This window comes from Gracilibacillus marinus, assembly GCF_042651725.1.
In the GTDB taxonomy this organism is placed as follows: Bacteria; Bacillota; Bacilli; order Bacillales; family Amphibacillaceae; genus Gracilibacillus; species Gracilibacillus marinus.
The window spans coordinates 652,679-677,270 of sequence record NZ_JBHSDV010000001.1; the positions used below are offsets into that span (position 1 = coordinate 652,679).

Below are 24,592 nucleotides of genomic sequence, written 5' to 3' on the forward strand. Positions count from 1 at the left end.
ATGATGAAAAAAATAAAAAAGAAAATAGTTGTCCTACTTACGTTGTTGTGTCTACTTCTTCCGTTTGAACCAGCTTTAGCAAATACAGCATACAAGACATTTACTGAAGATGGATACGGACAGTATGTAGAGACACAAACAGCTTATACTGTAAGAGAAACAATCGTGAAATTTGATGAAGAGTTGTTTCTTCAGGCAGCAGACATGAAGATAGGTAAAGATGGAAATATCTATATTGCGGATACTGGAAATAAACGTATACTAGTTGGAAAATCAGACGGTACACTTGTACGAACATTTGGAGAAGGTGTATTACAAAAGCCAACAGGTATATTCTTATCTCATGATGATAAAGTATATGTCGCAGATGAAGTTGCTACGAAAGTATTTGTTTTTAGTTTGGAAGGGGAGTTATTACAAGAATTTGAGCGACCTGAAAGTATATTATTTGGAGAGAAGGCAACATTTGTTCCAGAGAAGGTTGCAGTCGATAAACGAGATAACGTCTATGTTATTTCAAGAGGGAACTCCAATGGTATTATTCAAATCAATGCGAACAATGGGGAGTTCATTGGGTATTTCGCACCAAACCAAACAGTTGTTACACCATTAACAGCATTTCGCAAAGCAATATTTACAGAAGAACAATTATCTAAAATGATTGATTCTGTACCAGCAACTGCAAAGAACTTGAATATTGACGAAAAAGGTCTGGTATATGCTGTTTCGCAAGGGGAGAGAGTAGAAGGAATTCGTAAATTAAATGTTGCGGGTAAAAATATACTAGATGCTGCAGTATATGATGATTTCCCTGTATCTGTAGAAATTGGATCACTCGAAAACATATTCGTCGCAGGTGAAAATGGCTTTATTTATGAATATACAAGTGAAGGGAATTTACTATTTGTATTTGGTGGTCAAGATGATGGAAGACAACGTGTCGGTTTATTTAGCAAAATTTCTGCCATTGCTGTTGATCAAAACAATCAAATCTATGCACTTGATCCAGAAAAAAATCAAATTCAAATCTTTCAACCAACAGAATTTGCAAACCTTGTGCATCAAAGTCTAGAACTTTATCAAAATGGAGATTACGATGCAAGTAAAGAACCATGGCAAGAAGTAATCCGCTTAAATGGATTATTTGACTTTGCACATTTAGGTCTTGGAGAAGCCTATTTTAAAGAAGAGAATTACAATTTGTCATTAGATTCTTTTAGACAAGCGAAGTATAAAGAAGGCTATTCCGATGCTTTTTGGGAAGTGCGAAATAAATGGATGCGTGAAAATGTAATTTATTTCATTTATATCTTAATAGCGTGGTTTATTCTAGCGAAAATATTAGGATGGTTAAATCGTAAGTATGAATGGAAAAAACAAGTACGCAATCGAGTAAATGAGAAATACGAGTTTAAATTTATAAAAAATGTTCTTTTCATTAAGAATTTAATTAGGCATCCAATTGACAGTTATTATAGTATTCAACATGAAAATAAAGCAAGCTATGGATCAGCAATCTTTTGGTTAGGTATACTATTTGTTTTATTCGTAGCAGAAAAGTATTATTCAGGATTTATTTTCCGTTATGTAAGAGAAGGTGAATTCAGTTTAGGAATGGATTTCGTAGGATTCTTCTTCCTATTCTTACTTGTTATTGTTAGTCATTACTTAATTTGTACGATTAACGACGGGGAAGGTAAGTTTAAACATGTATTTATAAGTTTTATTTATGCATTTGCACCATTTTTTATTTTTAAACCATTTCTAATTATTCTAAGTAATTTTTTAACATTTAATGAAGCGTACTTACTTAATTTGGCGAATTTCATTATATACGTGTGGGTAGGTATCTTGCTGTTTGTAATGATTAAAGAAATTAATGATTATACGATTAGAGATACAATTAAAATCATTTTCTTAACATTATTCATGATTTTAATTGCAGTACTTCTGTTATTTATCGTGTATGTGCTTGTTTTACAAATGATTCAATTTGTTGTATCGCTTGTAAATGAGGGGGTGTATCGTTTTGAAAATCGCTAAATTGAAGCCGAGAACTATCATAAAAATAATATTATTTCTTGCAATCACTGGAGGCTTCCTATACTTAGTATTTCAGAGTGATGAATCGAATCAATCGATTAACACACCACAAGCTCCAACTGTACCTGTAGAGGAACCGACAGAAGAAGCTCCAGATGCGGGCGCAGAAGAAGGAGCAGAGCAACCGCCTGCACAACCAGAGCCAGAGCAAGTAGTAGATGAAGACTTAAGTGCAGAGAAACGTCCAGAATATGTAACTTCTAAACAAGATGAAATTGATGGACACAAATTTTATGTGGAAAACAACAAATTAGAAATGTATGTAAATGAAGAGAATCTATCACTAATTATTCGTGATAAATCGACTGGAGCTGTGATGTATTCCACGGTGAAAAATCCGATTGATAGTAATGAGTCATGGAAGAACTTCACTCGTTCGGGAATTGTGATGGAATATTTAGTGGATACAAATATTGTTGTTTATAGAGCAGATATGTATTCTCAAAATCCAACAAAAACAATTACAAAAGAATCTGATGGGTTTGTCGCACAAATTGAATATCCAGAGTTAGAGATATCGTTTGAAGTAAAAGTATCTTTAAATGAAAAAGGTATTACAGTCGACGTTCCAAAAGATTCTATTAAAGAAAACTCGGATAAATACAAAATGGCAAGTCTTTATGTGTATCCATTCCTAGGTTACTCTCAATTGGGTGAACGAGAGGGATATATGTTCATTCCTGATGGATCTGGGGCATTAATTCATTTGAAAGACAATGATGGCAAGTATAAGCAACCATACTCAGAAATGGTTTATGGTGGTAATGTTGGAATTGATGATTCCTATGTTCTTTCCTTGTTTAATCGAATGGATCCATTTAATGATCCAGAAAAGATTTTAGCACCAATATTCGGCATGGTTCAAACAGATTCAGAGATTGGTTATTTAGGAATTATTGAAGAAGGAGAGTATAGTGCAAAAATCGAAGCGTATCCTAGTGGGGCTATTTTGCCATATAACTGGATTACTTCAAAATTCATTTATCGTCAAGTATATAATCAACCAACAAGTCAAGATAGCGGTACAATGGTTGTCCGCCAAAAGAATAGAAATGACTTTGATATTAAAGTCCATTACCAATTTGTATCTGGAGAAAATGCAAATTATATGGGATTAGCAAGCAATTACAGAGAGTACCTGTTAGAGAATAATCTAGTCACAGACAAAGACACACCATTTAAAGCGAGAATCGATTTTCTTGGTACAGAAGTAGAACAAGGATTGATTATGAAACAAGATGTTCCAATGACTACATTTGATCAAGCAAATACGATTTTACAAGACTTACAAAAAAATGGAGTAGGAAATATTTTATCTATCTATAAAGGATGGCAAGAAGGTGGACTATACGGTGGATTACCGGTCAGATCTTTCAACCCAGAATCTGCATTAGATGATGAAATGTCCATTCAAGAATTACTTGAAAATGCTAAGAAAAATAGCATTGATTTATATGTATATCAAGATGCTCTTCGCATTAATATGGAAGAATTAACTAATACAAAATACGAATTAATGAAAAAGTTCAATAAGCGTGCATATGAAGACGAAGTACATGGTAACGTATACGAATCTTTCAATTACTTACATCCTAAATCGACTATTGAATTACTCAATAAGATGGAAAAAGAATATACAAGTGAGTCGATAGAGAATGTGATGCTAAGCGGTATTTCCAATACTTTATTCTCTTACAGTGATGGTAGTAAAGAATTTGATAGAATCACTACAAAAAATGATTACGAGACAATTATCTCACAATATAACGACATATTTAATTTGTTGCTAGAACAACCTTTTGCTTATTTATGGAATAAGACAAATGCAATAGTCGACTTACCAACAAAGTCATCTAACTATGTATTTACAGACGAAGATATTCCTTTTATTGCATTAACACTAAAAGGATTAGTGCCAATGTATGCGGAATATACAAATTTCCAAGCGAATCAGGAGGAATTTTTCTTGCAGTTAGTAGAACAAGGTGTCAATCCTTCTTTCTATATAACACATGAAAATCCAGCTGAGCTGAAGAATACGAATTCGTCTAATATTTATAGCTCACAATATGAAAGATATGAAGAGATGATTCCTTCTTATTATGAGGAATTGCAAAGCGTACATGAAGTAATTGGTGAGGCAATGATTGTTAATCATGAGCGTAACGGTAAAGTAACGAAAGTAAGTTATGACAATGGAGCAATTGTATATATCAATTACCATAGTGAATCACAGCAAATAGACGATATTCAACTTGATGGAATGTCATATAAGGTGGTGCAAGGACAGTGAAATTAAAACGACAAACTATATATGGCTATCTCTTTATCTTACCATGGTTAATCGGATTTCTAATCTTTGTACTATGGCCAATGATTCAATCATTCTATTACAGTTTGAATAGCATGCGAATTACTCCAGTTGGATTACAATTTCGCTATGTCGGATTGAACAATTATTTAGATGTATGGTTAAAGGATATGTTCTTCTTACAAGAATTACTTGCCTTTTTCATGAATACGATATTGCGTGTACCAGTTATTGTTGTATTCGCACTGATTATGGCAATGTTATTAAATCAAAATGTGAAATTTAAAGGAACATTTAGAACCATCTTTTTCTTACCTGTAATTGTTGCAAGTGGCCCTGTAATAAATCAATTAATTGATCAAGGGGCTACTTCCATCCCGATGGTAAATCAAGATACAATTGTAGGTTTGTTAGTTCAAATTTTCCCGATGTTCATCGCAAATGTAATTGCAGGGTTATTCAACCAAATTATCATTATATTATGGTATTCCGGTGTGCAAATTTTAATTTTCTTAGCAGTATTACAGAAAATAGATCCTAGTTTATATGAAGCAGCGAAAATCGATGGTGGATCAAGTTGGGAATGTTTCTGGAAGATTACATTACCTACAATTAAACCAATCATATTAATCAATATGGTATACACACTTGTTGCATTAGCAAATAGTGGACAAAATCCAATTATTAATTTGATCTACAGTAATATGTTTAATGCAACTAGAGGATATGGATTCGCTTCTGCGATGGCTTGGATGTATGCGATTATCATCGGTATTATGCTAATTGTAATTTTCCTTTCTTTCCGCGAAAGAAAGTCCAAGCGAGCATTTTGATAAATAGGAGGGAATTCTAATGGCTACGAAAGAAGGAACAGGCGTTATTGGTGTGATTCGTAATCAAGAAATTACACCAAGTGAAAAGTGGCGATTAGTTAAAGCTAAACTAGCACGCTTTCTATTTGGTTTTAATGATCGCAAAGGCTTTTTGTTAAAGCTTGTCATTTATACATTATTACTGTGTATTGGTTTTGTTTACTTATATCCAATGATTCATATGTTTGTTACAAGTATGAAATCATTAAGTGATTTACTAGATACAGCTGTTCGGTGGATTCCATCGACATTCTATACAAAAAACTATGAGCAAGCATTTTCTGTAATGAATATTCGCTCATCATTAGTAGGGAGCTTTTTAATTGCGATTATACCTACTGTTTTCCAAGTAGCAGTAGCTTCATTAGTAGGTTATGGGTTTGCGAGATTTGAATTCCCATTAAAAAAAGTGTTATTTGGATTCATGTTATTTAGCTTTATAATCCCACCGCAAATATTAATGATGCCAACATATCGCCTATTTAGTGAATTAGGTTTAACTGGATCATTAAACGCATTTTGGATTCCTGCTGCATTAGGACAAGGGATTAATAGCACCATTTTCATATTAATTTTTTATCAATTCTTTAAACAAACACCGAAGTCACTTTATGAAGCGGCAGAGGTGGATGGAGCAGGACAGCTGATTAGCTTCTTTAAAATCGCAATTCCAATGGCCGCTCCAGCATTTATCGTTTCCTTTCTATTCTCGTTTGTGTGGTATTGGAATGAGACGTACTTAACAACACTGTATTTAACAAGTAAGTCAACAGATATCACAACGATTTTGTTACAGTTACAACAGTTCGAAGCAAATTATGAAGCGATGTATCCTGTAACAGAGAACAGTCCGAACAAGATTAACGAGGGCATCAAAATGGCAGGTACGGTTATAAGTATCTTACCATTACTAATTATTTACTTCTTTTTACAACGATATTTTGTGGAAAGTGTTGATCGAACTGGTATTACCGGTGAATAAGCACCGTAATATAAATTTTTCATTAAAAGAAATGGGGGAAAAAGAAAATGTCAAAAAAAATGATAGTAAGTCTTTTGGCAGCAATGTTGTTACTGTTGATGGTTGCTGTAGGTTGTTCCAATGATTCAGGTGATGAACCAGCAGATTCAGCCAATGATGGTGGAACAGAATCATCAGAAAGTGAAGGAGAAGCAAAAGAATTGCCACCAATGACAGAGGAAGAAATTACGCTTTCTTATGCATCATGGGCAAATCCTGAACTTAATCAATTCTTAGCAGATAAGTTCATGGAGAAATATCCAAACATTACTGTTGAACTAGTGACACTTGAGCAAGAAGGATGGAATGATCATTTAACGAACTTAGCAAGTACTGGCGAATTACCAGATGTATTTTGGTATTTAGGAAATGTGGATATTGCAATTCGTAATGCATGGTTAGGTGACATGACAGAATACTTTGAAGCAGACCCTGAAACAAGTGATTTATTAGACACAGTAGTAGATGTTGGTTATTTTGATGGAGAAAGAAAACTTGCAGCTGCTGCAAATTATTATCCATACACAATTTTCTTAGATGAAAACCTTTTCGAGAAATTAAATGTGGATATGCCTTCACCAGATTGGACATATAGTGAAATGATTGATTTAATGCAACAAATGACAGTTCCTGAACAAGGTATTTATGGTTATAATACATTTACTAAATTAGTTACTATGGCTCCAATTGTGAATCAAGATGGTACAGGTGAATTTGGATGGGACGGCGAGTCTTATGATTTAACTACAGATTGGGCAGAAGCGACAACACAACATGCTGAATATGTACGTAGTGGTGTTCATGCACCATTCTTTGATACAGATGAAGCAGAAGCTGCATTTGGTGACAGATTACTATGGGCAGCAAGTACAGGACGTCTTGCAATGCAATTAGATGCATGGTGGACAAATGGATTATTTGCAACACCTGAGTTTGTTGATAAAGGAATCAAATGGGTTCCTTACGTAGTACCTAAAGGTGACAATGCAGAAACAGAAAATAAACCAGCGTTTATTGACTTTGGTGCTCTATCTGCAGCAACAGAACACCCACGTGAAGCATATGAATTACTAAAATTCTTTGGTTGGGGTAAAGAAGGTTGGGATGCGAAGTTAGAAGCATTTGAAACAATCCAAGATGAGAATGGTAACTTAGTGTTCGATCACCCAGATGGTTTACCATTAATCAAGAATCAAGAAACATGGGATGGTTTACGTGCATTATTGCCAGAAAGCCATTACTATGATGATTTCTTACAACGTGCGAAACACCCAATTCCACTTGGTGGAGCAGCACAACCAGGATTCCAAACATTCCTTGATGAAGTATACTTTGGTGGAGAATTCGGTGATGTAGAAGCAGCAATTGTTAACGGGGAAGTAAATGCACACGATATTGCGCCAGATTTAACAGAACAAGCAAATAAATATCGAGAAGATGCATTAGCAGAATTATTCTATTAAGATTTAAAAAACATTCGTTCATTTTTGGACGGATGTTTTTTTTTTGTGAAATTATAAAAAAATTGTGTGAAATGTAGTTGTATGAACAACAAATTAGGGTATAACAATACTAAACAATTTAATGAGTGGGTGAAAAAGTATGGCGTTTGCTATTACTGTATTAATTATTTTAATTTTTATTAATGCTTTTTTTGCAGCATCCGAGATTGCTTTAGTAGCATTAAATGATAATAAAATAAAAAAACGTGCAGATCAAGGAGATAAGAAATCTGTGAAGCTTCAAATTCTATTGAATGAGCCTGGGCGATTTTTGGCAACCATTCAAATCGGAATTACGCTTGCGGGATTCTTAGCAAGTGCATTTGCTGCAGATAGTTTTGCCAACCCATTGTCTGATTGGCTTGTTTCAATTGGCGTCCCAGTTGCACCAGGTTTATTAAGAACCATTTCTGTTGTTGTAATCACTATTTTACTATCTTATTTTACATTAGTGATTGGAGAATTAGTTCCAAAGCAACTAGCTTTACAAAAGGCAGAAGCAATTGCATATAAAGTGGTCACACCATTAACATTATTATTTAAAATTAGTACACCTTTTGTGAAAATATTGAATCTTTCTACGAATGGAATCGTAAGACTATTAGGTGTCGATCCAAATGCCAAGCAAGAAGAGGCGAATGAAGAAGAAATTCGAATGCTTGTAGATATAGGTGGTGAAAAAGGAACGATTGAGCAAGATGAAAAACAAATGATTCATAACATCTTTGAATTTAACAACAAGACAGTATCTGACATTATGACACACCGTACAGAAATTAGTGCAATAAATATTCATGCCTCATTTGATGAGATTATAACTTTGATGAATGAAAAACGATTTACGCGTTTTCCTGTATATGAAGATAGTATGGACAATATTATAGGAACATTACATATGAAGGATATCGTTTCTATTATTAGAATGAATAAGGATCATTTTGATAGTAAGTCATTACTGAGAGAACCATATTTTGTCTTAGAATCGCAACCGATTGACATCGCATTTCGCGACATGCGTAATAATAACGTTCATATTGCAATGGTTGTAGATGAATATGGTGGGATTGATGGATTGATTACAATAGAAGATATGATTGAAGAGATTGTTGGAGAAATAATGAGTGAACATCACTTGCCTGGAGAAGATGAGCAGTTGACAGTGAAGAAGATTAAAAAGAATCATTATGAAGTAGAAGGAACCGCTCATTTATATTTATTAGAGGATGCATTTTCTATTGCATTACCATCAGATGAATTTGAAACATTAAATGGTTTCCTTGTTCATCAATTAGGTTATATACCTAAAGAAGGTGAGCAACCCATTGTTACATATAATGGTGTAGAATTTCAAATAGTAGAAGTCTCAAATCTAAGGATAGAGAAAGTTAATGTAGTTCTTACAGGGCCGAAGGAGGAGTAGCATGCGTACATATCAACAATCTAAGGAAGAAGTATTAGAACAATTTGATGTAAAGAAAACAGAAGGGTTATCTGATCAACTTGTTCAACAAAGGTTAGAAGAAGAAGGATACAATGAAATTGCTAGTAAGGAAAAAGTGCCAACATGGAAATTATTTTTAGAAACATTTAAAGATGCAATGGTGATTGTATTAGTTATTGCAGCAGTTATTCAATTAATATTGGGTGAAGTAATTGAATCAGTCATTATCTTCCTTGTTATTTTACTTAACTCTATTATTAGCGTCGTACAAACAAAAAAGGCAGAGAGCTCATTAGATGCGTTAAGAGATATGTCAGCACCTGAAGCAAAAGTTGTACGTAATGGAACTACTTCCACGATCATGGCAAGAGAATTAGTTCCAGGGGACATCGTAAAATTAGAAGCGGGAGACTATATTCCAGCAGATGGACGATTAATTGAAGCAGAATCATTAAAAATAAATGAAGGTATGTTAACAGGGGAATCAGATGCTGTTGAGAAGATTACCGGAATCATTGATGATGAAGTATCTATCGGTGATCAACGAAATATGGTTTTTAGTAGTTCCCTTGTAGTAAATGGTCGCGGAACGTTTGTCGTTACAGCAACAGGTGAAAAAGCCGAAATTGGTAAAATAGCAGAAATGATTGAGACAGCGGAACAAAAACAGACACCATTACAACGCAAATTAGATGCATTTAGTAAGAAGTTAGGTATTGCAATATTGTTAATCTGTGTAGTTATATTTGCAGTACAAGTAGGTAGATTGTGGTTAAGTGGCGCAGACGTAGACATGACAAAAGCCGTTTTAGATGCATTAATGTTCTCTGTAGCAATTGCAGTTGCTGCAATCCCTGAGGCATTATCTTCTATTGTAACGATTGTATTATCTGTAGGGACGAATAAAATGGCAAAACAACATGCCATCATTAGAAGACTACCAGCTGTTGAGACACTCGGTTCTACTAGTGTCATCTGTACGGATAAAACTGGTACTTTAACAAAAAATCAAATGACAGTAACAGATTATTATTTACCTGGTGTCAGTCATCCATTTGAAGACACACTAGGAGAGAATGAGAAAATGTTACTCAGAACAGCAGCCTTATGTAATGATTCCTATATTAATGCAGACAATAATGAAATAGGGGATCCTACTGAAATTGCACTCATCCGATTCGTTGAAGATCAGAAGGAATCCTATAAGGAATTTAGAGAAAACTATAAGCGAGATGCAGAATTACCTTTCGATTCTGATCGCAAAATGATGTCAACGGTTCACGAGATAGATGGAAAGAGAATCATGCTAATTAAAGGTGGACCTGATGTTATGTTAGAGAAAGCCACTTCTATTTTAGTAGATGGCACTGTGGAACAATTAAATCCCGAATGGTTAGAGAAGTTAAAGGAACAGAATGAGTCTTATTCTAAACAAGCATTACGGGTTTTAGCATTTGGGTTTAAAGAATTAGAAGAAAATCAGCAAATCACATTAGAAGATGAGCATGATTTTACACTTATCGGACTTACTGCAATGATGGACCCACCACGTGATGCTGTATATGGATCGATTGAAGAAGCGAAAAAGGCGGGTATAAAACCTGTCATGATTACAGGAGACCATAAGACAACTGCTGAAGCAATTGGACGTGAAATTGGTCTAATGAATGAAGGAGACCTTGCTGTTACAGGGAAAGAACTTGATAAAATGACAGATGATGAACTTGATCAAAAGTTAGAGAAAATTTCTGTATATGCACGTGTATCCCCTGAGAACAAAATTAGAATCGTAAAAGCATGGCAGAAAAAAAATCAAATTACTGCGATGACGGGTGATGGAGTAAATGATGCACCTGCATTAAAACAAGCAGATATCGGTATCGGAATGGGCAGTGGAACAGATGTAGCAAAAGATTCTGCTGCAATGATTCTAACAGATGATAATTTTGTTTCCATTGTGAAGGCAGTAAGTGTGGGTAGAACGGTATTTGATAACATTAAAAAGTCGATTGCGTATTTATTTGCAGGGAATTTAGGAGCAATTATAGCGATTATGTTTGCTGTAATCATGAATTGGGCAAACCCATTTACAGCTTTGCAATTGCTTTTTATTAACTTAGTTAACGACTCTTTACCTGCAATCGCACTAGGTATGGAAAAACCAGAACCAAATGTAATGAAACGAAAACCACGAAATATTGATGAAGGAATCTTTGCTGGAGGTACATTAAGATCTGTTATTGTTAGAGGTTTATTTATAGGTATTGCGGTAATTGTCTCTCATTATATCGGTTTGCAACATTCTGATGACATGGGTGTGGCGATGGCATTTACAACATTAATCTTAGCACGAACGTTACAAACATTTCCGGCTCGTTCGAATGTACAAACAGCAATTGGTGCTGGATTGTTCAGTAATAAGTATGTGATTGGAGCGGTCTTAGTTGGTTTTGTATTATATAGTGTAACAATCATGCCATTCGCAAGAGAAATCTTCCATATTCCAGAAGCATTTGGATGGAATGAAATCCTTATTGCATTTGGACTTGCGGTAGGAAGTATGATCTTAATGGAAATAGCGAAAATGATTAAAAATAAATAATGTTATGAAAAAAAGATGTGGCATGTATGCTTAGTACATACCGCATCTTTTCTGTTATTCTATAGGCCTACTCGATATCCTTATTCTCTATAGATTAATGATTCGAATTGAAGATTTTTTTCATGATATTTTAAATAATAATGCAAAATTTCATGAAAGGGTTTACAATATAATATAGTGAAGAGGAAAATGAACATAGGAGTGATAATAAATGAAAGTACTAATTACTGGTGCAAATCGTGGATTAGGACTATCTTTAGTGGAAACAGGACTGAAAAGAGGGCATGTAATTTTTGCAGGTGTTCGATCTGTGGCTGATCGTGATATTACACAACTTCAGGAATTAAAGAAAGTATTTGAAGGTCAACTCAGAATTTTACATATAGATGTAACAAATGAAAAATCCGTAATAGAAGCAGCTAAAGCGGTCAAATTTACTGATCAATATGTCGATATTATTATAAATAATGCAGCAATATTAAATGAACGAGATAAAACGATTGAAGAGTTAGATATTGCAGAAACATTGAAAGCACTAGATACAAATACAGTTGGTCCAATTCGAGTCATTAAGCACTTTCTACCATTAATTCGTAATGGCGCAACAACGGATAGTACTTCCTCACAATCCATTATAAATATTAGTTCAGAAGCGGGTAGTTTGACGAATGCATATGCTGGAGATTATCCGTACGGGTTATCTAAAGTTGCATTAAATATGTTAACAGAGAAATTAAAGAAGTACTTAATGGAAGAAGATATTCAAATTCTATCGATTCATCCTGGTTGGATGTCTACTGATATGGGTGGAAAGAAAGCGCCTAAAAAACCTATGGATACAGCATTGAATATATGGAACCTTCTTGAAAATCCAATTCATAATTCTTCTGAAGCGTTTGCTTTTTTTGATGATGAATTAAATAGAATGGAAATATAATTTGTAGATTTCTATCATCCTCTCGTGCTATAATGTACGTACAACTTTGAGAATTGAGGGGAAAAGAAATGAAAAAGTTTGGGGCAATTATTGCAATTATTTTTTCAATTGTTTTACTTGTTGGATCAATTGTCTTTGACCAACCGGAAAAACAAGAGGCTGGTGGAAAGGATACGGATAAACATATGGAAAATACAAAACTCGAGATGACAGGGGACATTGGAGGATTTGAAAAAGGTATAGATGATCCAACTCATGATCCTTCTATATTTGAAGCAAATGGTACTTTTTATGTTGTTTCAACAGGGATTGCGCGTGATGAACAGAATCCTGGTGGGATTTATATTCGTAAATCTGAGAATAGCTTAGAAGGTCCTTGGCAATCAATTGGAGAAATTCCTACACCTGAATGGGTAAAAGACTATAATGTTAAACATTTGTGGGCACCATATGTCATTGAAAATGATGGTGTATTTTATATGTATTATGCTGCGTCTATGTTTGGAACAAATTACTCTGCTATTGGTGTAGCATCAACTGAAACACCAGGTGATGTGAATAGTTGGGAAGATCATGGTCCAATTGTAACAACAACTAATCGAGATACATTTAATGCAATTGATCCGATGGTAATTGAAGATAATGGAAAATGGTGGTTGCTATATGGTTCACACTTTGGCGGTATTGTATTACGAGATTTAGTCAACATGACGGAACTAGGAATAGATGAGTACGTATTGGCATCACGTGCTATGACAACGACTCATAATGCGATTGAAGGTCCGACCATTTTTAAACATGGTGATTACTACTATTTATTGACTTCGTGGGATCAATGTTGTAATGGTACAGCTAGTACGTATAAAGTTGCTGTCGGTCGATCTGAATCTATCACTGGTCCTTATGTAGATTCAAATGGAACAGATTTATTAGACGGCGGTGGTGACATCATTTTAGATGCAGAAGATAATCAAATTGGTCCTGGTGGTCAAGATGTCATCGAAGTAGATGGAGATCACTATATGATTTATCATTATTATGACGGTAATGCGAATGGAACAATTCGTATGCAGATAAGACAATTCAATTGGAATGATGATTGGCCAACATTTGAATAAGAAATAAAGTAAAAGTGCTCGTTTAAGAATGAGCACTTTTACTTTTTTGATTGGTTAAGTATACATTACGTTTTTAAACGGTCCCTTTCGCTTTTGAATCAACAATTTCTTTTAATATTTGATAGGAGCGTTTTTGTTTTTCTATATCATAAATGTAGGAGACGGCCATTAATTCATCTACATTGTATTTCTCTTGAAAACGAGTGAGTTGGGATGTAATGGATGCTTTGCTTCCGAGTAATGTCACGCTAGACATCGATTCGGCAACATGCTTTTCATGTGCTGACCAAAGTGTATCCATATCTTCAACAGGTGGCTGAAGTGGGTTTTTTGATCCTCTTACGACATTTAGGAAAAATTGTTGCATTGTTGTTTGTTCTTTTTTAGCTTCCTCGTCTGTCTCACATGCTATTACATTTAGACATACCATCATATATGGTTTTTCAAGATACTCTGATGCTTGGAATGATTCGCGGTATATTTTGATTGCTTGTTCCATATGTGTTGGAGCAAAGTGTGACGCAAATACGTATGGTAATCCTAATTTTGCTGCTAAATGTGCAGAATCCGTAGAAGATCCTAAAATATAGATAGGGATATTTGCATTCACTCCTGGAAATGCCTTTACATATCCTTGTTCTTCTTCACTCCCGAAATAAGTAAGTAATTGTTGTACATCTTTCGGAAATGTGTACACACCATCATCTTTTCCACGACGTAGTGCACTTGCTGTTAACTGGTCTGTTCCGGGAGCTCTACCTAATCCAAGATCTAATCGATTAGGATAAAGTAATTCCATAGTACCAAATTGTTCTGCTACAACAAGTGGTGCATGATTTGGAAGCATCACGCCACCAGAGCCCACACGGATACTATTTGTATGTTCTAATGTATGTTTCATTAACATGGTTGTTGCAGAACTAACTAGTGTTGTTGTATTGTGATGCTCAGCAATCCAATATCTTTCATAGCCCATTTTTTCCACTGCTTGCGCTAAATCTACCATTTGATCAATAGCATCTTTTGGACCGAATCCTTCTCGAATTGGAACTAAGTTTAATACAGAAACAGGTATGTTTATATTTGTCATTCCTTCCATCCTCTCTATGTGACACGTTATGTTCATCTATTTTAAGAAGCTTTTCTAATGAAACAGTAAACATATGGTACCAATTTTTAATAAAGAAAGAAATTAATCTGCTTATTCCATTGGTCTATATCCTAGTTCTTCGATTGCATTTGCAATATCCCAAGGTTTATCCACATTATTAGAAACACCGTAGTATGTACCATATTGCTGGTCCGACTCGATTGCTTTTTGAAATAATTGAATCAAATCAGCTTCGTGTAAAATCGTTCTTTTTAATCGATCATTGGATTTTGGTTCATTTGGCACAGATCCTATTCGAATATTAATAACGGATAGATTATGATGTAACATGAAGATGAATCCAGTTAATTCAGAGGCCATTTTCAGTACACCATATAGACCTTTTGGTGCAGGATAATCTGTTGTCTTAATTTCTCTTTTGAGTGTAGAATAGCCGTTTTGCTCATAATAGTCTGTGACATGATTGCTGCTAGCAAAAATAACTTTTGGAATTTGATATTTTGTTGCAATATCTAGAATGTAATAAGAGGCTTTGAAAAAAACTTCAGTCATGTCATGAAATGTATCGATATCTTCGACTGCATCTGTTGTTTCTATTCTTAATAAATTAATCAGTACATCTGTATTTTGGGGAATTTGTTGACTCAACTTCTCGTAATTTGTTGCATCAACTTGAATGATTTCTAAATGGTGATGTGTTAGTTTGTCCAATAATTGAATGGAATACAAATGATGTAACCCTTCATATAATTTTATACCAATTGTACCGGCACCACCGATAATAACCACCTTTTTTTGCATGTAGTAACATCCTTTCTTTCTACAATGTATTGTGGATAGTTTTTCACTTTTTCTTAAAAATACACATGTGTTCATACAATTTACAATTTGTGAATAAGGACAAAAGATGATAGAAATAGTATAATAGTTTTATCATAACAAATAGATATCAAATGGAATTCGGCTTATTTTTATTATAAAGAAGACTAATTATTCGATAGGAGGAATTATCATGATGAATGCGTTAGTATTGCAATCAGATTTTGGTTTAGAAGATGGTGCAGTAAGTGCAATGAAAGGTGTTGCTCATTCTGTTAGTAAGGTAATTCCAATTTATGATAATACGCATGATATACCACCATTTGATATATGGTCAGCTTCTTATCGATTGTGGCAAACTGTTACGTATTGGCCAAAAGGAACAGTATTTGTTTCTGTAGTGGATCCAGGTGTAGGCTCCAATCGAAAAAGTATTGTTGCCAAAACAGTATCTGGTCAATATATTGTGACTCCAGATAACGGTACTTTGACGCATATTGCAAAATTTATCGGCATGGAATCGATACGTGAAATAGATGAAGAAACAAACCGGTTACCAAAGTCTGGAGCATCACACACTTTTCATGGCAGAGATATTTATGCATTTACAGGTGCGAGAATTGCTGCAGGTGTCATTTCTTTTGAGGAAGTTGGTCAAATGTTGCCGATTAAGCAATTTGTTTCATTACCGTATGATGAACCTGTCATACAAGAAGGTACAGTAAGGGGATCCATTGATATTTTAGATGTGCGATATGGAAATTTATGGACAAATGTTCCGCGTGAATTATTTCTACAATTACATGTAGATTATGGTGATAAGATTGAGGTAATGATAGAATATGAGAGTCGCCAAGTTTATCATAATGTAATAACATTTGGCCGTTCATTTGCAGCAATTCATATAGGTGAACCATTAATATATGTGAATTCTTTAGATAATATGGCTATTGCAATTAATCAAGGTTCCTTTGCTAAAGCACATAATATTGGTACAGGCGCAAGCTGGCGAATGACATTACGCAAAAGTTAAAAAGGGGTAGCATAAGGAAGTGATCAACATCAATCAAGTTTTACATGATTTAAAATATTTATTTAAAAGATTTGTCTTAATCGCAAATGTAACTCCAGCAATGATTACTTTTTTTATTGCATTACATTATTATGGTGTACCATTAAGTGATTATTTCCTGCAAGTTATACTGCTGTTAGTTGGTAGTACATTTTTGGTTGCAGGCGCACTAACTTGTAATAATTATTTGGAAGCAGATGTAGATAAATTAATGGAAAGAGCAAAAGATAGACCAACAGTAACTGGAACAATGTCATTACGTACAGTATTAACAATTGGTATCAGTCTAAGTGTAATCGGACAATTACTTTTATTATATATAAATTTCGAAGTAGCATTATATGGATGGATTGGATGGTTTACCTATGTCGTAGTGTATACCATATGGACAAAACGTCGGGTTACATGGAATACACATATAGGAAGTTTGTCAGGAGCGGTAACTCCATTGATGGGCTGGGCAGTAGTAGATTCAGCACTTCATGTCATACCGCTTTCTTTGTTTGCCATAATGTTTTTGTGGCAAATGCCCCATACGTATGCTATTGCTATCCGCAAATTTGATGACTACAAGAAGTCTGGTTTGAAGATGTTGCCAATTGTTAAAGGATATCAAACAACGATTTGTCGAACAACTATATACATTGCACTATTACTTTTTGTACCATTATTTGTGCAAGATATGTCTATTTGGTTTTATGTTGTCATTACAATACTCAATCTTAGTTGGTTATATATTGCAATTAAAGGGTTCAAACAACGCGATGTGCTCCATTGGGCGAATCAATTGTTTGTTAGTTCACTTATTTATTTATTGAGTGTTTTTATTTGTTACCTACTATTTGTATAATGAAGCGAATCATTTATGAATGATAAACAAAAGACGAAGAATTAATTTTCTTCGTCTTTTGTGGGTTGTATAGGGAATTATAAGTATATCCTTAAGTCATCATCGGTTCGCAAGCTCATCGTGATTTCTTTATTTCTGTTGATGCGTTCCAGTCTCTACGTTTCTAAACGGGCGTTTCCGCTTTTGTATCGTCTAGCGTAAGCGCCCAGAAACTAGGAGACTTCGTAAACCGCCCTACAATAAGTCATCATCGATTCGCAAGCTCATCGTGATTCCTTTATTTCTGTTGATGCGTTCCAGTCTCTACGTTTCTAAACGGGCGTTTCCGCTTTTGTGTCATCCAGCTACAACGCCCAGAAACTAGGAGACTTCACGAATCAACGATCAATAAGTCATCATCGATTCGCAAGCTCACCGTGATTCCTTTATTTCTGTTGATGCGTTCCAGTCTCTACGTTTCTAAACGGACGTTTCCGCTTTTGTGTCGTCTAGCGTAAGCGCCCAGAAACTAGGAGACTTCGTAAACCGCCCTACAATAAGTCATCATCGATTCGCAAGCTCATCGTGATTCCTTTATTTCAGTTGGTTTACTTCAGTCTCTACGTTTCTAAACGGGCGTTTCCGCTTTTGTGTCGTCTAGCGTAAACGTCCAGAAACTAGGAGACTTCGCAAACCACCCTACGATAAGTCATCATCGATTCGCAAGCTCATCGTGATTCCTTTATCTCAGTTGGTTTACTCCAGTCTCTACGTTTCTAAACGGACGTTTCCGCTTTTGTGTTAGCAATTTCATTTAATTTTTTTGTGTCTTTTACTGCTTCGTCTAATAGTTCAGCTAAACCGGTATTTTTGTCTGTTAGTGAAGTGATTGTCGCGCTCATTTCTTGTAAACTGGCTGACGCTTCCTCGATGATTGCTGCAAGTTCATTTGTTGAAGATTCTACACCATTGGATTGTACTTGAACTGCTTCTGCTAGCACTGTGAAGTTCTGTAATGCTCCATTTAATGTGGAAACAGTTGATGTTAACTCATTAAAATAGCCGGTAATTTGTTCTGTCATATCCATACTAACAACAAAATTCTGCATACTTTGATCCATTTGTGCAACAGCAGAGTCATTTGCTTTATTTAAGGAGACGAGGTTATTTGTAATTTTTTCTGTTGTCTCACCAGTTAAATCTGCTAATTTTCTTATTTCATCAGCAACAACAGCAAAACCTTTTCCTGCTTCACCTGCTCGTGCAGCTTCTATCGATGCATTGAGTGCTAGCAAATTCGTTTGTTCTGTTATTTCTTTAATTGTATCTGCAAATTGATTTGTTTCTTTAATTTTCTCTGTTAATTCGGCAAAAGTCCTACTTAATTGCCCAATTGTACTTTCCATTTCCAAATTATTTTGATTCAATGTGTCCATTTTTTCTTTTCCAGATGTTACTAAGTGAATTGCATTTGAAGAATCATCATACAATTTTTTAGATTGCTGTTGAACAGTATCCACATTTTTGCGTGTTTCGTTTGTAGCGCTTGAAATATCTGCAATTTGTTCTGCTTGTGCTTGGCTAGCTTGAGAAATTTCAAAAATAGAATGATTCAAGTCATTTTGACGCTCAACATTTTCTTGTAGTTGTTCATTTATTGTAGCGACTTTTTCTAATATCGCTTTTACTGAATTTTCAATTTGTGCTGATTGGTTTTGTTTTCTTAAGCTTTCTTCATTTGCATCTAGTAATAGTTGCTCAACTTGTTTTAATTGCTTATCTGCTATTCCGATAACAAAATGAAAAATAATGGCAGTTAGTAAATATATTAGAATTGCATTTTGAAATAATTGATTCATTATTTCATTTGATGAATCCATTTGAAAATAGTTAGAGAAAATTACAATAAACCCTATAACAAAACCGAAGAAGAATAACTTCTTATTCATTTGAATCGCAGAAAACAATGATAAAAAGATCACAATAAGGAATATTGCTGCAGAAGCACCTTGCGTAAAAATAAAAACAATGTTTGACAAGTAAAATAATGCAACAAGTAAATACGGTAAAACACCATGTTTTTTGAGAAGTTTTTGTAATATAAAATAAATAGCGGTAATAAGCAATAATTCTGTACCATAATACATTGCTACTATCATCTTATTTGTGATGAAAGCTAAAACCAAACCTGTCAATAAAGTAATCGTCATAATGATATACATTAACGTATTTTTTTTCACTAAATCTTTTTGCTTCATTTCTTGAACTAATTCCATTGTCGCACTCCCTTATATACATTTATGAAAATATGAGAATCAGACACATTATGTAGTTAAAAAAACATAAAAATCTATTACTTAATATCGATTTGATGGTAGCTTAATCTCATATTTATCTTAATTATAGTATAATCTTGTAGGAGAAAAGAATCAATGATAGATTACATAGAAATAACGGTCCTATTCTAGTTATCTCGGTAGTTCTTCACTAAATTGTTTTCTTAAGCGAGATAGTGTTTCTAATCGTTCAATATTCTTCTCTTCTTCTTTCATCCCTAATTTTAAAATCAAATTTTCTATTAATAATGTTGGAGCAATCATAGAATGAAATTCATTTGCTTCTCCACGACTTGCATATAATGTAATGGTAGAGAAGGATGAAAAATCCGCAACTAATTGATCTGTAATTAATATAGAATGATAGTGTTTTTGACGCTGATACGATAACAATACTTTAGCTTCAGGTAACAATCTACCGAACGCAAAAATGATTAGAACATCTTTTTCTGTTAAATGAATCATTTCTTCAAATAATTCATGTCCTTGTTTTTGAAATGTTTGAATGTGTTTGCCAAAACGAGCAATTCGATATGTAAGCAATTCACCTAATCCTTTAGAAGGTCCTAAAGCAAGTATATGGATTGATTTTGCTTTATGTAATAAGTCGATTGCTTGAAGAAATTCATTCTCATCCAAATGTTCTAACGTTTCTTGTAAGAGACCGAGAGATTTTTCAATGGTGACATACATAGATTTACTCGATAATTGTTTGCTTACATTTTTCATTTTTCCAGCAGGAGAAACTTCCCAGTTATCTTTCATTTCCTTCTTAAACTCTTTTAAATTTTGGTAACCAATAGCTTGCCAGAATCTTGACACAGTAGCAATACTTACACCGATTTCTTGTGCGATTTCTTTCTCTGTTGAAAGTAATACTTGTTGAAGGTGTTTCTGTACATAGTTTGCTATTTTCCATTGACTATCTGTTAATCCATATCGATCCCATTTCATAAGAATGCCTCCCTTTATTCGTTCCTTTATTGTATCAAAGCAAAATACTATTTGAATATCAATGATAAAAAATTTACATAATGATAAAAAAAGTTAAAAAATTTACAATCAATTAACTTTAATCGTAATTGTGGTTAACAATATCTAGATAAACTGTATGTAACAAGTTTAAAGGAGGAAAGAAAATTGAGTATCCCAAATCAACGTTATACATTAACACAGTCCCAAAAAATGATGGTATTTATTTTGTCAATGTCACTCTATGGATTATCGAACATGATTACAGAATTAGTTCCTAAAGCTTATATTGGACCAATTGAATTTTCGATTGAGTATTTTGCATTTATACCTTTAACATTATGTATTTTATTTCATCCACTATATGCTGCCATCGGAGCATCATTAGGTGAAGTCATCTTCGGTGAGATTATGTTAGGACAATTTGGAGGATTTGGAGAGTTAGAGAAATTCATCGCATTTTCTTTAGCGATGTATGTTGCAGGTACATTTGTACGAGATCCAAAAAACAAAAAGCAAGTTGCAATAGCAGCAATGCTAGGTGTTATTATCCACCAAGCTATTAGTGCAACAGTAGATATTTTAAAAGTATGGGTTGGGGTTGAAGAGTTAGAAGCAGTACCAGGATTAGCAGAGAGTGTTGTTGTTATTGAAGGATTCTCTTTCTTAAATGATGTATTATTCTCTGGAATTTTATTTGCATTATTACCAACAGTTTATTTAGTACCTCGATTATACGGAAAAATTGAACCTCTGTTAGGAATGAAACCACGTACACGTGATGATCGTTATTCTTTAAAAGAAATTATCGGTCCACGTTTAGTAGTGACAGGAATTATATTAGCTGCATCTGCATTTCTGTTTGAATTTTTATCAGAAACAGATTTTAACGTAGAGTGGGAAGCAGATTTTCTCGAAATGTATGGTGATTGGTTTATTTTTGTGAGTATAGCTGTAGCATTTATTGTTGCTGCATTTACAATTACTTGGATGATGAAGAGAAAACAAGAAACTAACAGAGAAAAGGATGAGAGAGCATCATAATGAAACCAATTATACGCATCGAAAATGTAACGTATCAATATCCTGGTGCAGACAAGCCAGTATTAAATGACATCTCTTTGACAATTGAAAAAGGTGATTTTGTTGCAATTCTTGGTGGGAATGGTAGTGGAAAATCAACCATGTGTAAGTTATTTAATGGATTAATTCCACATTACTATGTCGGGGATTATAAAGGGAAAGCTATTGTAAATGGGTTACATACATCTGAGTACAAAGTTGCTGAATTATCCAAGCATGTTGGATATGTATATCAAGATTTTGAAAATCAAATTGTGAGTCCCAAAGTGTTAGAGGATGCCTCTTTTGCTCCTCTACACTATGGACTAAAAGATTATCATGAACGTGCAATGCACGCACTAGAGTTAGTAGGTCTTGTGGAACAAAAAGACAATTTCGTCTGGCAATTAAGTGGGGGGCAGAAGCATTTATTAGCACTTGCAAGTATTCTTTCATTAAATCCTGAGATTATCATTATTGATGAACCTGTTGCTCAATTAGATCCGCAGCATGCGAAGGATATCTATGATATTTTGAAACATTTAAATGAAGTACATGGCAAGACAATTATTGTGATTGAACATCATACAGAATTTGTTGCGTCCTATGCTAAGACAGTTGTATTGATGAATCAAGGTAATGTAGCTTTTAAAAAGCCTGTTCAGAAAGCGTTGAATGAGGTGGATGCATTGTTGCAACATCAAATCTATCCACCGCAAGTTACGCAAGCAAGTGCAAAATGTTTAGATTTAGACATTTTACCAACAACTCTAGAAGAAGCAATACCACACTTTAATAATTCGATAGAGTTCGAACCTTTAGAACAGTCTGTAAAAGACAAGGGAGACGAACTAGTGAAGTATGAGGATGTCTCTTTCTCCTATAAGACAATCACAAAAGAGAAGAAACGTGTACTTCATGATATTGATTTAACGATTCATAAAGGCGATTATATCGCGCTAGTAGGGAACAATGGTGCTGGTAAATCCTCCTTAATGCGTTTGATGACAGGATTAGTAAAACAAGAAAAAGGAAATTTACTAGTAGATGGTCATGTGACAAGGGATACACCACCAGAACATTTAGCAGAATTAGTCACGTATATCTATCAAAATCCTGAGCAAATGTTTATTGACGACTGTGTGGAGAAAGATGTAGGATTTTACATGCGCGCAAGAAAAGACCTAAATGTAGAAGAGAAAGTTGAAAAATTATTAGAACAATTTGATTTGACGCATTTACGAGAACGAGACAGTCGCTTATTAAGTGGTGGTCAACAGCGTCGAGCATCACTTGCGATTGGTGTAGGGATGCAGCCAAAAATCATGTTACTTGATGAACCGACTGCGAATCTTGATATTGCTACAAGAAAGCATATTACAAAATTGCTTGATCAATTGAAAGACCAATTAGAAGCAGTAGTAATCGCGACACATGATATGCAATTAGCATGTGAATTCTCTAATCGTATTCTCGTCATGCATGATGGGCGGATTATTCATGATGGAACGAAGGAAACGGTGTTTGAGAACTACACATTATTAGAGAAAGCAGGGCTTACATCTCCTCAAATCTATGAACTATCTAAACAATTAGGTTGGGAGAGACCTGTATACACGGTAGATGAATTTGTTAATCAATATAGAAGGAAGGAGGCTTATCATGGAGTATACGCGTAAGTTTACAGAGAAGTTATCTGTAGAACAAGTGAAGATAGAATTATTAAATACAGCTTACGGAAATGGAGATACATTCTTAGCGAAATTAGATCCACGAACATTATTTTTATGGTACGTTTATTTTGGAATTGCACCATGGTTTATTCATAATGTATATGTATTACTAGGTATGTTTGTATTTATGGCAATAACGACATATGTGGCTAAGATTAGTCCGTTGATTATGTTCATATTATGTCTCGGTTTACTTGGTCAAGGTGGTTATCTCTTAATCATCTCGTTATTCTTTGGTGGTAGTTTAGCTACAATGCTACCATTACTCACTTTAACATTGAAGTTGTGTGTCATTTCATTAGCTAGTATCACAGTGTTTTGTTCAATGAATCCTGATAAATTAAGTAACGGTTTGTTAAAGATTGGTGTACCAGGACAAGTTTCATTTAGTATTGCATATGGTTATCGTATGCTACCAACATTACTTGAAGAATACCATCATGTGTTTCAATCGTTTCGACTTCGTGGAAAAGCACCGGAAAAGCATGGTTTTCTCTATATAAAATCCATTATTTATTTTGTGAAATTAGCAATGATGTCTTTCTATCCATTACTTTTGTCTACAGCAAAACGGGCAAGAACGACAGTCGAGGCATTAGAGACAAAAGGAAGTATGTATGGGTTTAATCATAAGGAAGTAAAGAAATTAAAATTAGCAACATTGCAAATGCAAAAGAGAGATTATATGTTTTTAGTCGGATCTTTCTTATATGCTGTCAGTTTATTCGTATTATTATAAAAAGAAGAGGGT

Annotated in this window: 18 protein-coding genes; 14 read left to right on the forward strand and 4 right to left on the reverse strand. The window is 34.3% G+C overall.

Annotated features, from left to right (window positions below):
• Positions 1-3: 3 nt before the first annotated feature.
• The 9 genes from ACFOZ1_RS02830 (at position 4) to ACFOZ1_RS02870 (ending at position 13,907) form a co-directional block, all read left to right on the forward strand.
• Complete coding sequence (locus ACFOZ1_RS02830) at positions 4-2,043, forward strand: YIP1 family protein (protein WP_390195625.1); 2,040 nt, start codon at positions 4-6, stop codon at positions 2,041-2,043.
• Positions 2,030-4,396 (forward strand): DUF5696 domain-containing protein, encoded by a 2,367-nt coding sequence (locus ACFOZ1_RS02835; protein WP_390195628.1) that lies wholly within the window; start codon positions 2,030-2,032, stop codon positions 4,394-4,396. The genes ACFOZ1_RS02830 and ACFOZ1_RS02835 overlap by 14 nt, the downstream gene beginning before the upstream one ends.
• On the forward strand, positions 4,393-5,247 hold the full coding sequence (locus tag ACFOZ1_RS02840) for a carbohydrate ABC transporter permease (protein WP_390195631.1): 855 nt from the start codon (positions 4,393-4,395) through the stop codon (positions 5,245-5,247). The genes ACFOZ1_RS02835 and ACFOZ1_RS02840 overlap by 4 nt, the downstream gene beginning before the upstream one ends.
• A gap of 19 nt (positions 5,248-5,266) precedes the next feature.
• Positions 5,267-6,268, forward strand: coding sequence for a carbohydrate ABC transporter permease (locus tag ACFOZ1_RS02845; RefSeq protein ID WP_390195633.1), 1,002 nt, complete (start codon positions 5,267-5,269; stop codon positions 6,266-6,268).
• Positions 6,269-6,315: 47 nt separating this feature from the next.
• Positions 6,316-7,770: an ABC transporter substrate-binding protein gene (locus tag ACFOZ1_RS02850; protein ID WP_390195635.1), complete on the forward strand. Its 1,455-nt coding sequence runs from the start codon at positions 6,316-6,318 to the stop codon at positions 7,768-7,770.
• Positions 7,771-7,909: 139 nt separating this feature from the next.
• Complete coding sequence (locus ACFOZ1_RS02855) at positions 7,910-9,229, forward strand: hemolysin family protein (RefSeq protein WP_390195638.1); 1,320 nt, start codon at positions 7,910-7,912, stop codon at positions 9,227-9,229.
• A gap of 1 nt (position 9,230) precedes the next feature.
• Complete coding sequence (locus tag ACFOZ1_RS02860; RefSeq protein ID WP_390195640.1) at positions 9,231-11,852, forward strand: cation-translocating P-type ATPase; 2,622 nt, start codon at positions 9,231-9,233, stop codon at positions 11,850-11,852.
• A gap of 211 nt (positions 11,853-12,063) precedes the next feature.
• Positions 12,064-12,789 (forward strand): SDR family NAD(P)-dependent oxidoreductase, encoded by a 726-nt coding sequence (locus ACFOZ1_RS02865; protein WP_390195643.1) that lies wholly within the window; start codon positions 12,064-12,066, stop codon positions 12,787-12,789.
• A gap of 68 nt (positions 12,790-12,857) precedes the next feature.
• The gene (locus tag ACFOZ1_RS02870; RefSeq protein ID WP_390195646.1) at positions 12,858-13,907 is read left to right on the forward strand and encodes an arabinan endo-1,5-alpha-L-arabinosidase; all 1,050 of its coding nucleotides are present in this window, start codon (positions 12,858-12,860) and stop codon (positions 13,905-13,907) included.
• 73 nt (positions 13,908-13,980) lie between these two features.
• Here ACFOZ1_RS02870 and ACFOZ1_RS02875 read toward each other — a convergent pair whose 3' ends face one another.
• Positions 13,981-14,997 carry an LLM class flavin-dependent oxidoreductase gene (locus ACFOZ1_RS02875; RefSeq protein WP_390195649.1) on the reverse strand — a complete coding sequence of 339 codons (1,017 nt, stop codon included), beginning with the start codon at positions 14,995-14,997 and terminating at the stop codon, positions 13,981-13,983.
• Between the two features lie 111 nt (positions 14,998-15,108).
• On the reverse strand, positions 15,109-15,819 hold the full coding sequence (locus ACFOZ1_RS02880) for an NAD-dependent epimerase/dehydratase family protein (RefSeq protein WP_390195652.1): 711 nt from the start codon (positions 15,817-15,819) through the stop codon (positions 15,109-15,111).
• Between the two features lie 211 nt (positions 15,820-16,030).
• On the opposite strand from ACFOZ1_RS02880, the gene ACFOZ1_RS02885 reads away from it, so the two are divergent.
• Both ACFOZ1_RS02885 and cyoE read left to right on the forward strand, forming a co-directional pair.
• Positions 16,031-16,870 carry an SAM hydrolase/SAM-dependent halogenase family protein gene (locus tag ACFOZ1_RS02885; RefSeq protein ID WP_390195654.1) on the forward strand — a complete coding sequence of 280 codons (840 nt, stop codon included), beginning with the start codon at positions 16,031-16,033 and terminating at the stop codon, positions 16,868-16,870.
• 19 nt (positions 16,871-16,889) lie between these two features.
• Positions 16,890-17,759: a heme o synthase gene (gene cyoE / locus ACFOZ1_RS02890; protein WP_390195657.1), complete on the forward strand. Its 870-nt coding sequence runs from the start codon at positions 16,890-16,892 to the stop codon at positions 17,757-17,759.
• A gap of 755 nt (positions 17,760-18,514) precedes the next feature.
• Here cyoE and ACFOZ1_RS02895 read toward each other — a convergent pair.
• Both ACFOZ1_RS02895 and ACFOZ1_RS02900 read right to left on the reverse strand, forming a co-directional pair.
• On the reverse strand, positions 18,515-20,014 hold the full coding sequence (locus ACFOZ1_RS02895) for a methyl-accepting chemotaxis protein (RefSeq protein ID WP_390195659.1): 1,500 nt from the start codon (positions 20,012-20,014) through the stop codon (positions 18,515-18,517).
• Between the two features lie 192 nt (positions 20,015-20,206).
• Positions 20,207-21,028 carry a MurR/RpiR family transcriptional regulator gene (locus ACFOZ1_RS02900; RefSeq protein WP_390195661.1) on the reverse strand — a complete coding sequence of 274 codons (822 nt, stop codon included), beginning with the start codon at positions 21,026-21,028 and terminating at the stop codon, positions 20,207-20,209.
• Positions 21,029-21,214: 186 nt separating this feature from the next.
• Between ACFOZ1_RS02900 and ACFOZ1_RS02905 the strand changes: the two genes are divergently transcribed.
• From ACFOZ1_RS02905 to ACFOZ1_RS02915, 3 genes are read left to right on the forward strand one after another with little or no spacing between them, the layout of a single operon-like run.
• A complete protein-coding gene (locus tag ACFOZ1_RS02905) occupies positions 21,215-22,090 on the forward strand; it encodes a DUF8171 family membrane protein (protein ID WP_390195664.1) in 876 nt (291 codons plus the stop codon).
• The gene (locus ACFOZ1_RS02910; RefSeq protein ID WP_390195666.1) at positions 22,090-23,787 is read left to right on the forward strand and encodes an ABC transporter ATP-binding protein; all 1,698 of its coding nucleotides are present in this window, start codon (positions 22,090-22,092) and stop codon (positions 23,785-23,787) included. Before ACFOZ1_RS02905 ends, ACFOZ1_RS02910 begins: the two co-directional genes overlap by 1 nt.
• The gene (locus ACFOZ1_RS02915; protein ID WP_390195669.1) at positions 23,771-24,580 is read left to right on the forward strand and encodes an energy-coupling factor transporter transmembrane component T family protein; all 810 of its coding nucleotides are present in this window, start codon (positions 23,771-23,773) and stop codon (positions 24,578-24,580) included. The genes ACFOZ1_RS02910 and ACFOZ1_RS02915 overlap by 17 nt, the downstream gene beginning before the upstream one ends.
• The last annotated feature ends 12 nt before the right edge of the window (positions 24,581-24,592 follow it).

Coding starts and splice junctions, on each gene's coding strand:
- ACFOZ1_RS02830 (WP_390195625.1), top strand. CDS start 4: ATGAAAAAAATAAAAAAGAAAATAGTTGTCCTACTTACGTTGTTGTGT.
- ACFOZ1_RS02845 (WP_390195633.1), top strand. CDS start 5,267: ATGGCTACGAAAGAAGGAACAGGCGTTATTGGTGTGATTCGTAATCAA.
- ACFOZ1_RS02850 (WP_390195635.1), top strand. CDS start 6,316: ATGTCAAAAAAAATGATAGTAAGTCTTTTGGCAGCAATGTTGTTACTG.
- ACFOZ1_RS02855 (WP_390195638.1), top strand. CDS start 7,910: ATGGCGTTTGCTATTACTGTATTAATTATTTTAATTTTTATTAATGCT.
- ACFOZ1_RS02860 (WP_390195640.1), top strand. CDS start 9,231: ATGCGTACATATCAACAATCTAAGGAAGAAGTATTAGAACAATTTGAT.
- ACFOZ1_RS02865 (WP_390195643.1), top strand. CDS start 12,064: ATGAAAGTACTAATTACTGGTGCAAATCGTGGATTAGGACTATCTTTA.
- ACFOZ1_RS02870 (WP_390195646.1), top strand. CDS start 12,858: ATGAAAAAGTTTGGGGCAATTATTGCAATTATTTTTTCAATTGTTTTA.
- ACFOZ1_RS02875 (WP_390195649.1), bottom strand. CDS start 14,997: ATGACAAATATAAACATACCTGTTTCTGTATTAAACTTAGTTCCAATT.
- ACFOZ1_RS02880 (WP_390195652.1), bottom strand. CDS start 15,819: ATGCAAAAAAAGGTGGTTATTATCGGTGGTGCCGGTACAATTGGTATA.
- ACFOZ1_RS02885 (WP_390195654.1), top strand. CDS start 16,031: ATGATGAATGCGTTAGTATTGCAATCAGATTTTGGTTTAGAAGATGGT.
- ACFOZ1_RS02895 (WP_390195659.1), bottom strand. CDS start 20,014: ATGGAATTAGTTCAAGAAATGAAGCAAAAAGATTTAGTGAAAAAAAAT.
- ACFOZ1_RS02900 (WP_390195661.1), bottom strand. CDS start 21,028: ATGAAATGGGATCGATATGGATTAACAGATAGTCAATGGAAAATAGCA.
- ACFOZ1_RS02910 (WP_390195666.1), top strand. CDS start 22,090: ATGAAACCAATTATACGCATCGAAAATGTAACGTATCAATATCCTGGT.
- ACFOZ1_RS02915 (WP_390195669.1), top strand. CDS start 23,771: ATGGAGTATACGCGTAAGTTTACAGAGAAGTTATCTGTAGAACAAGTG.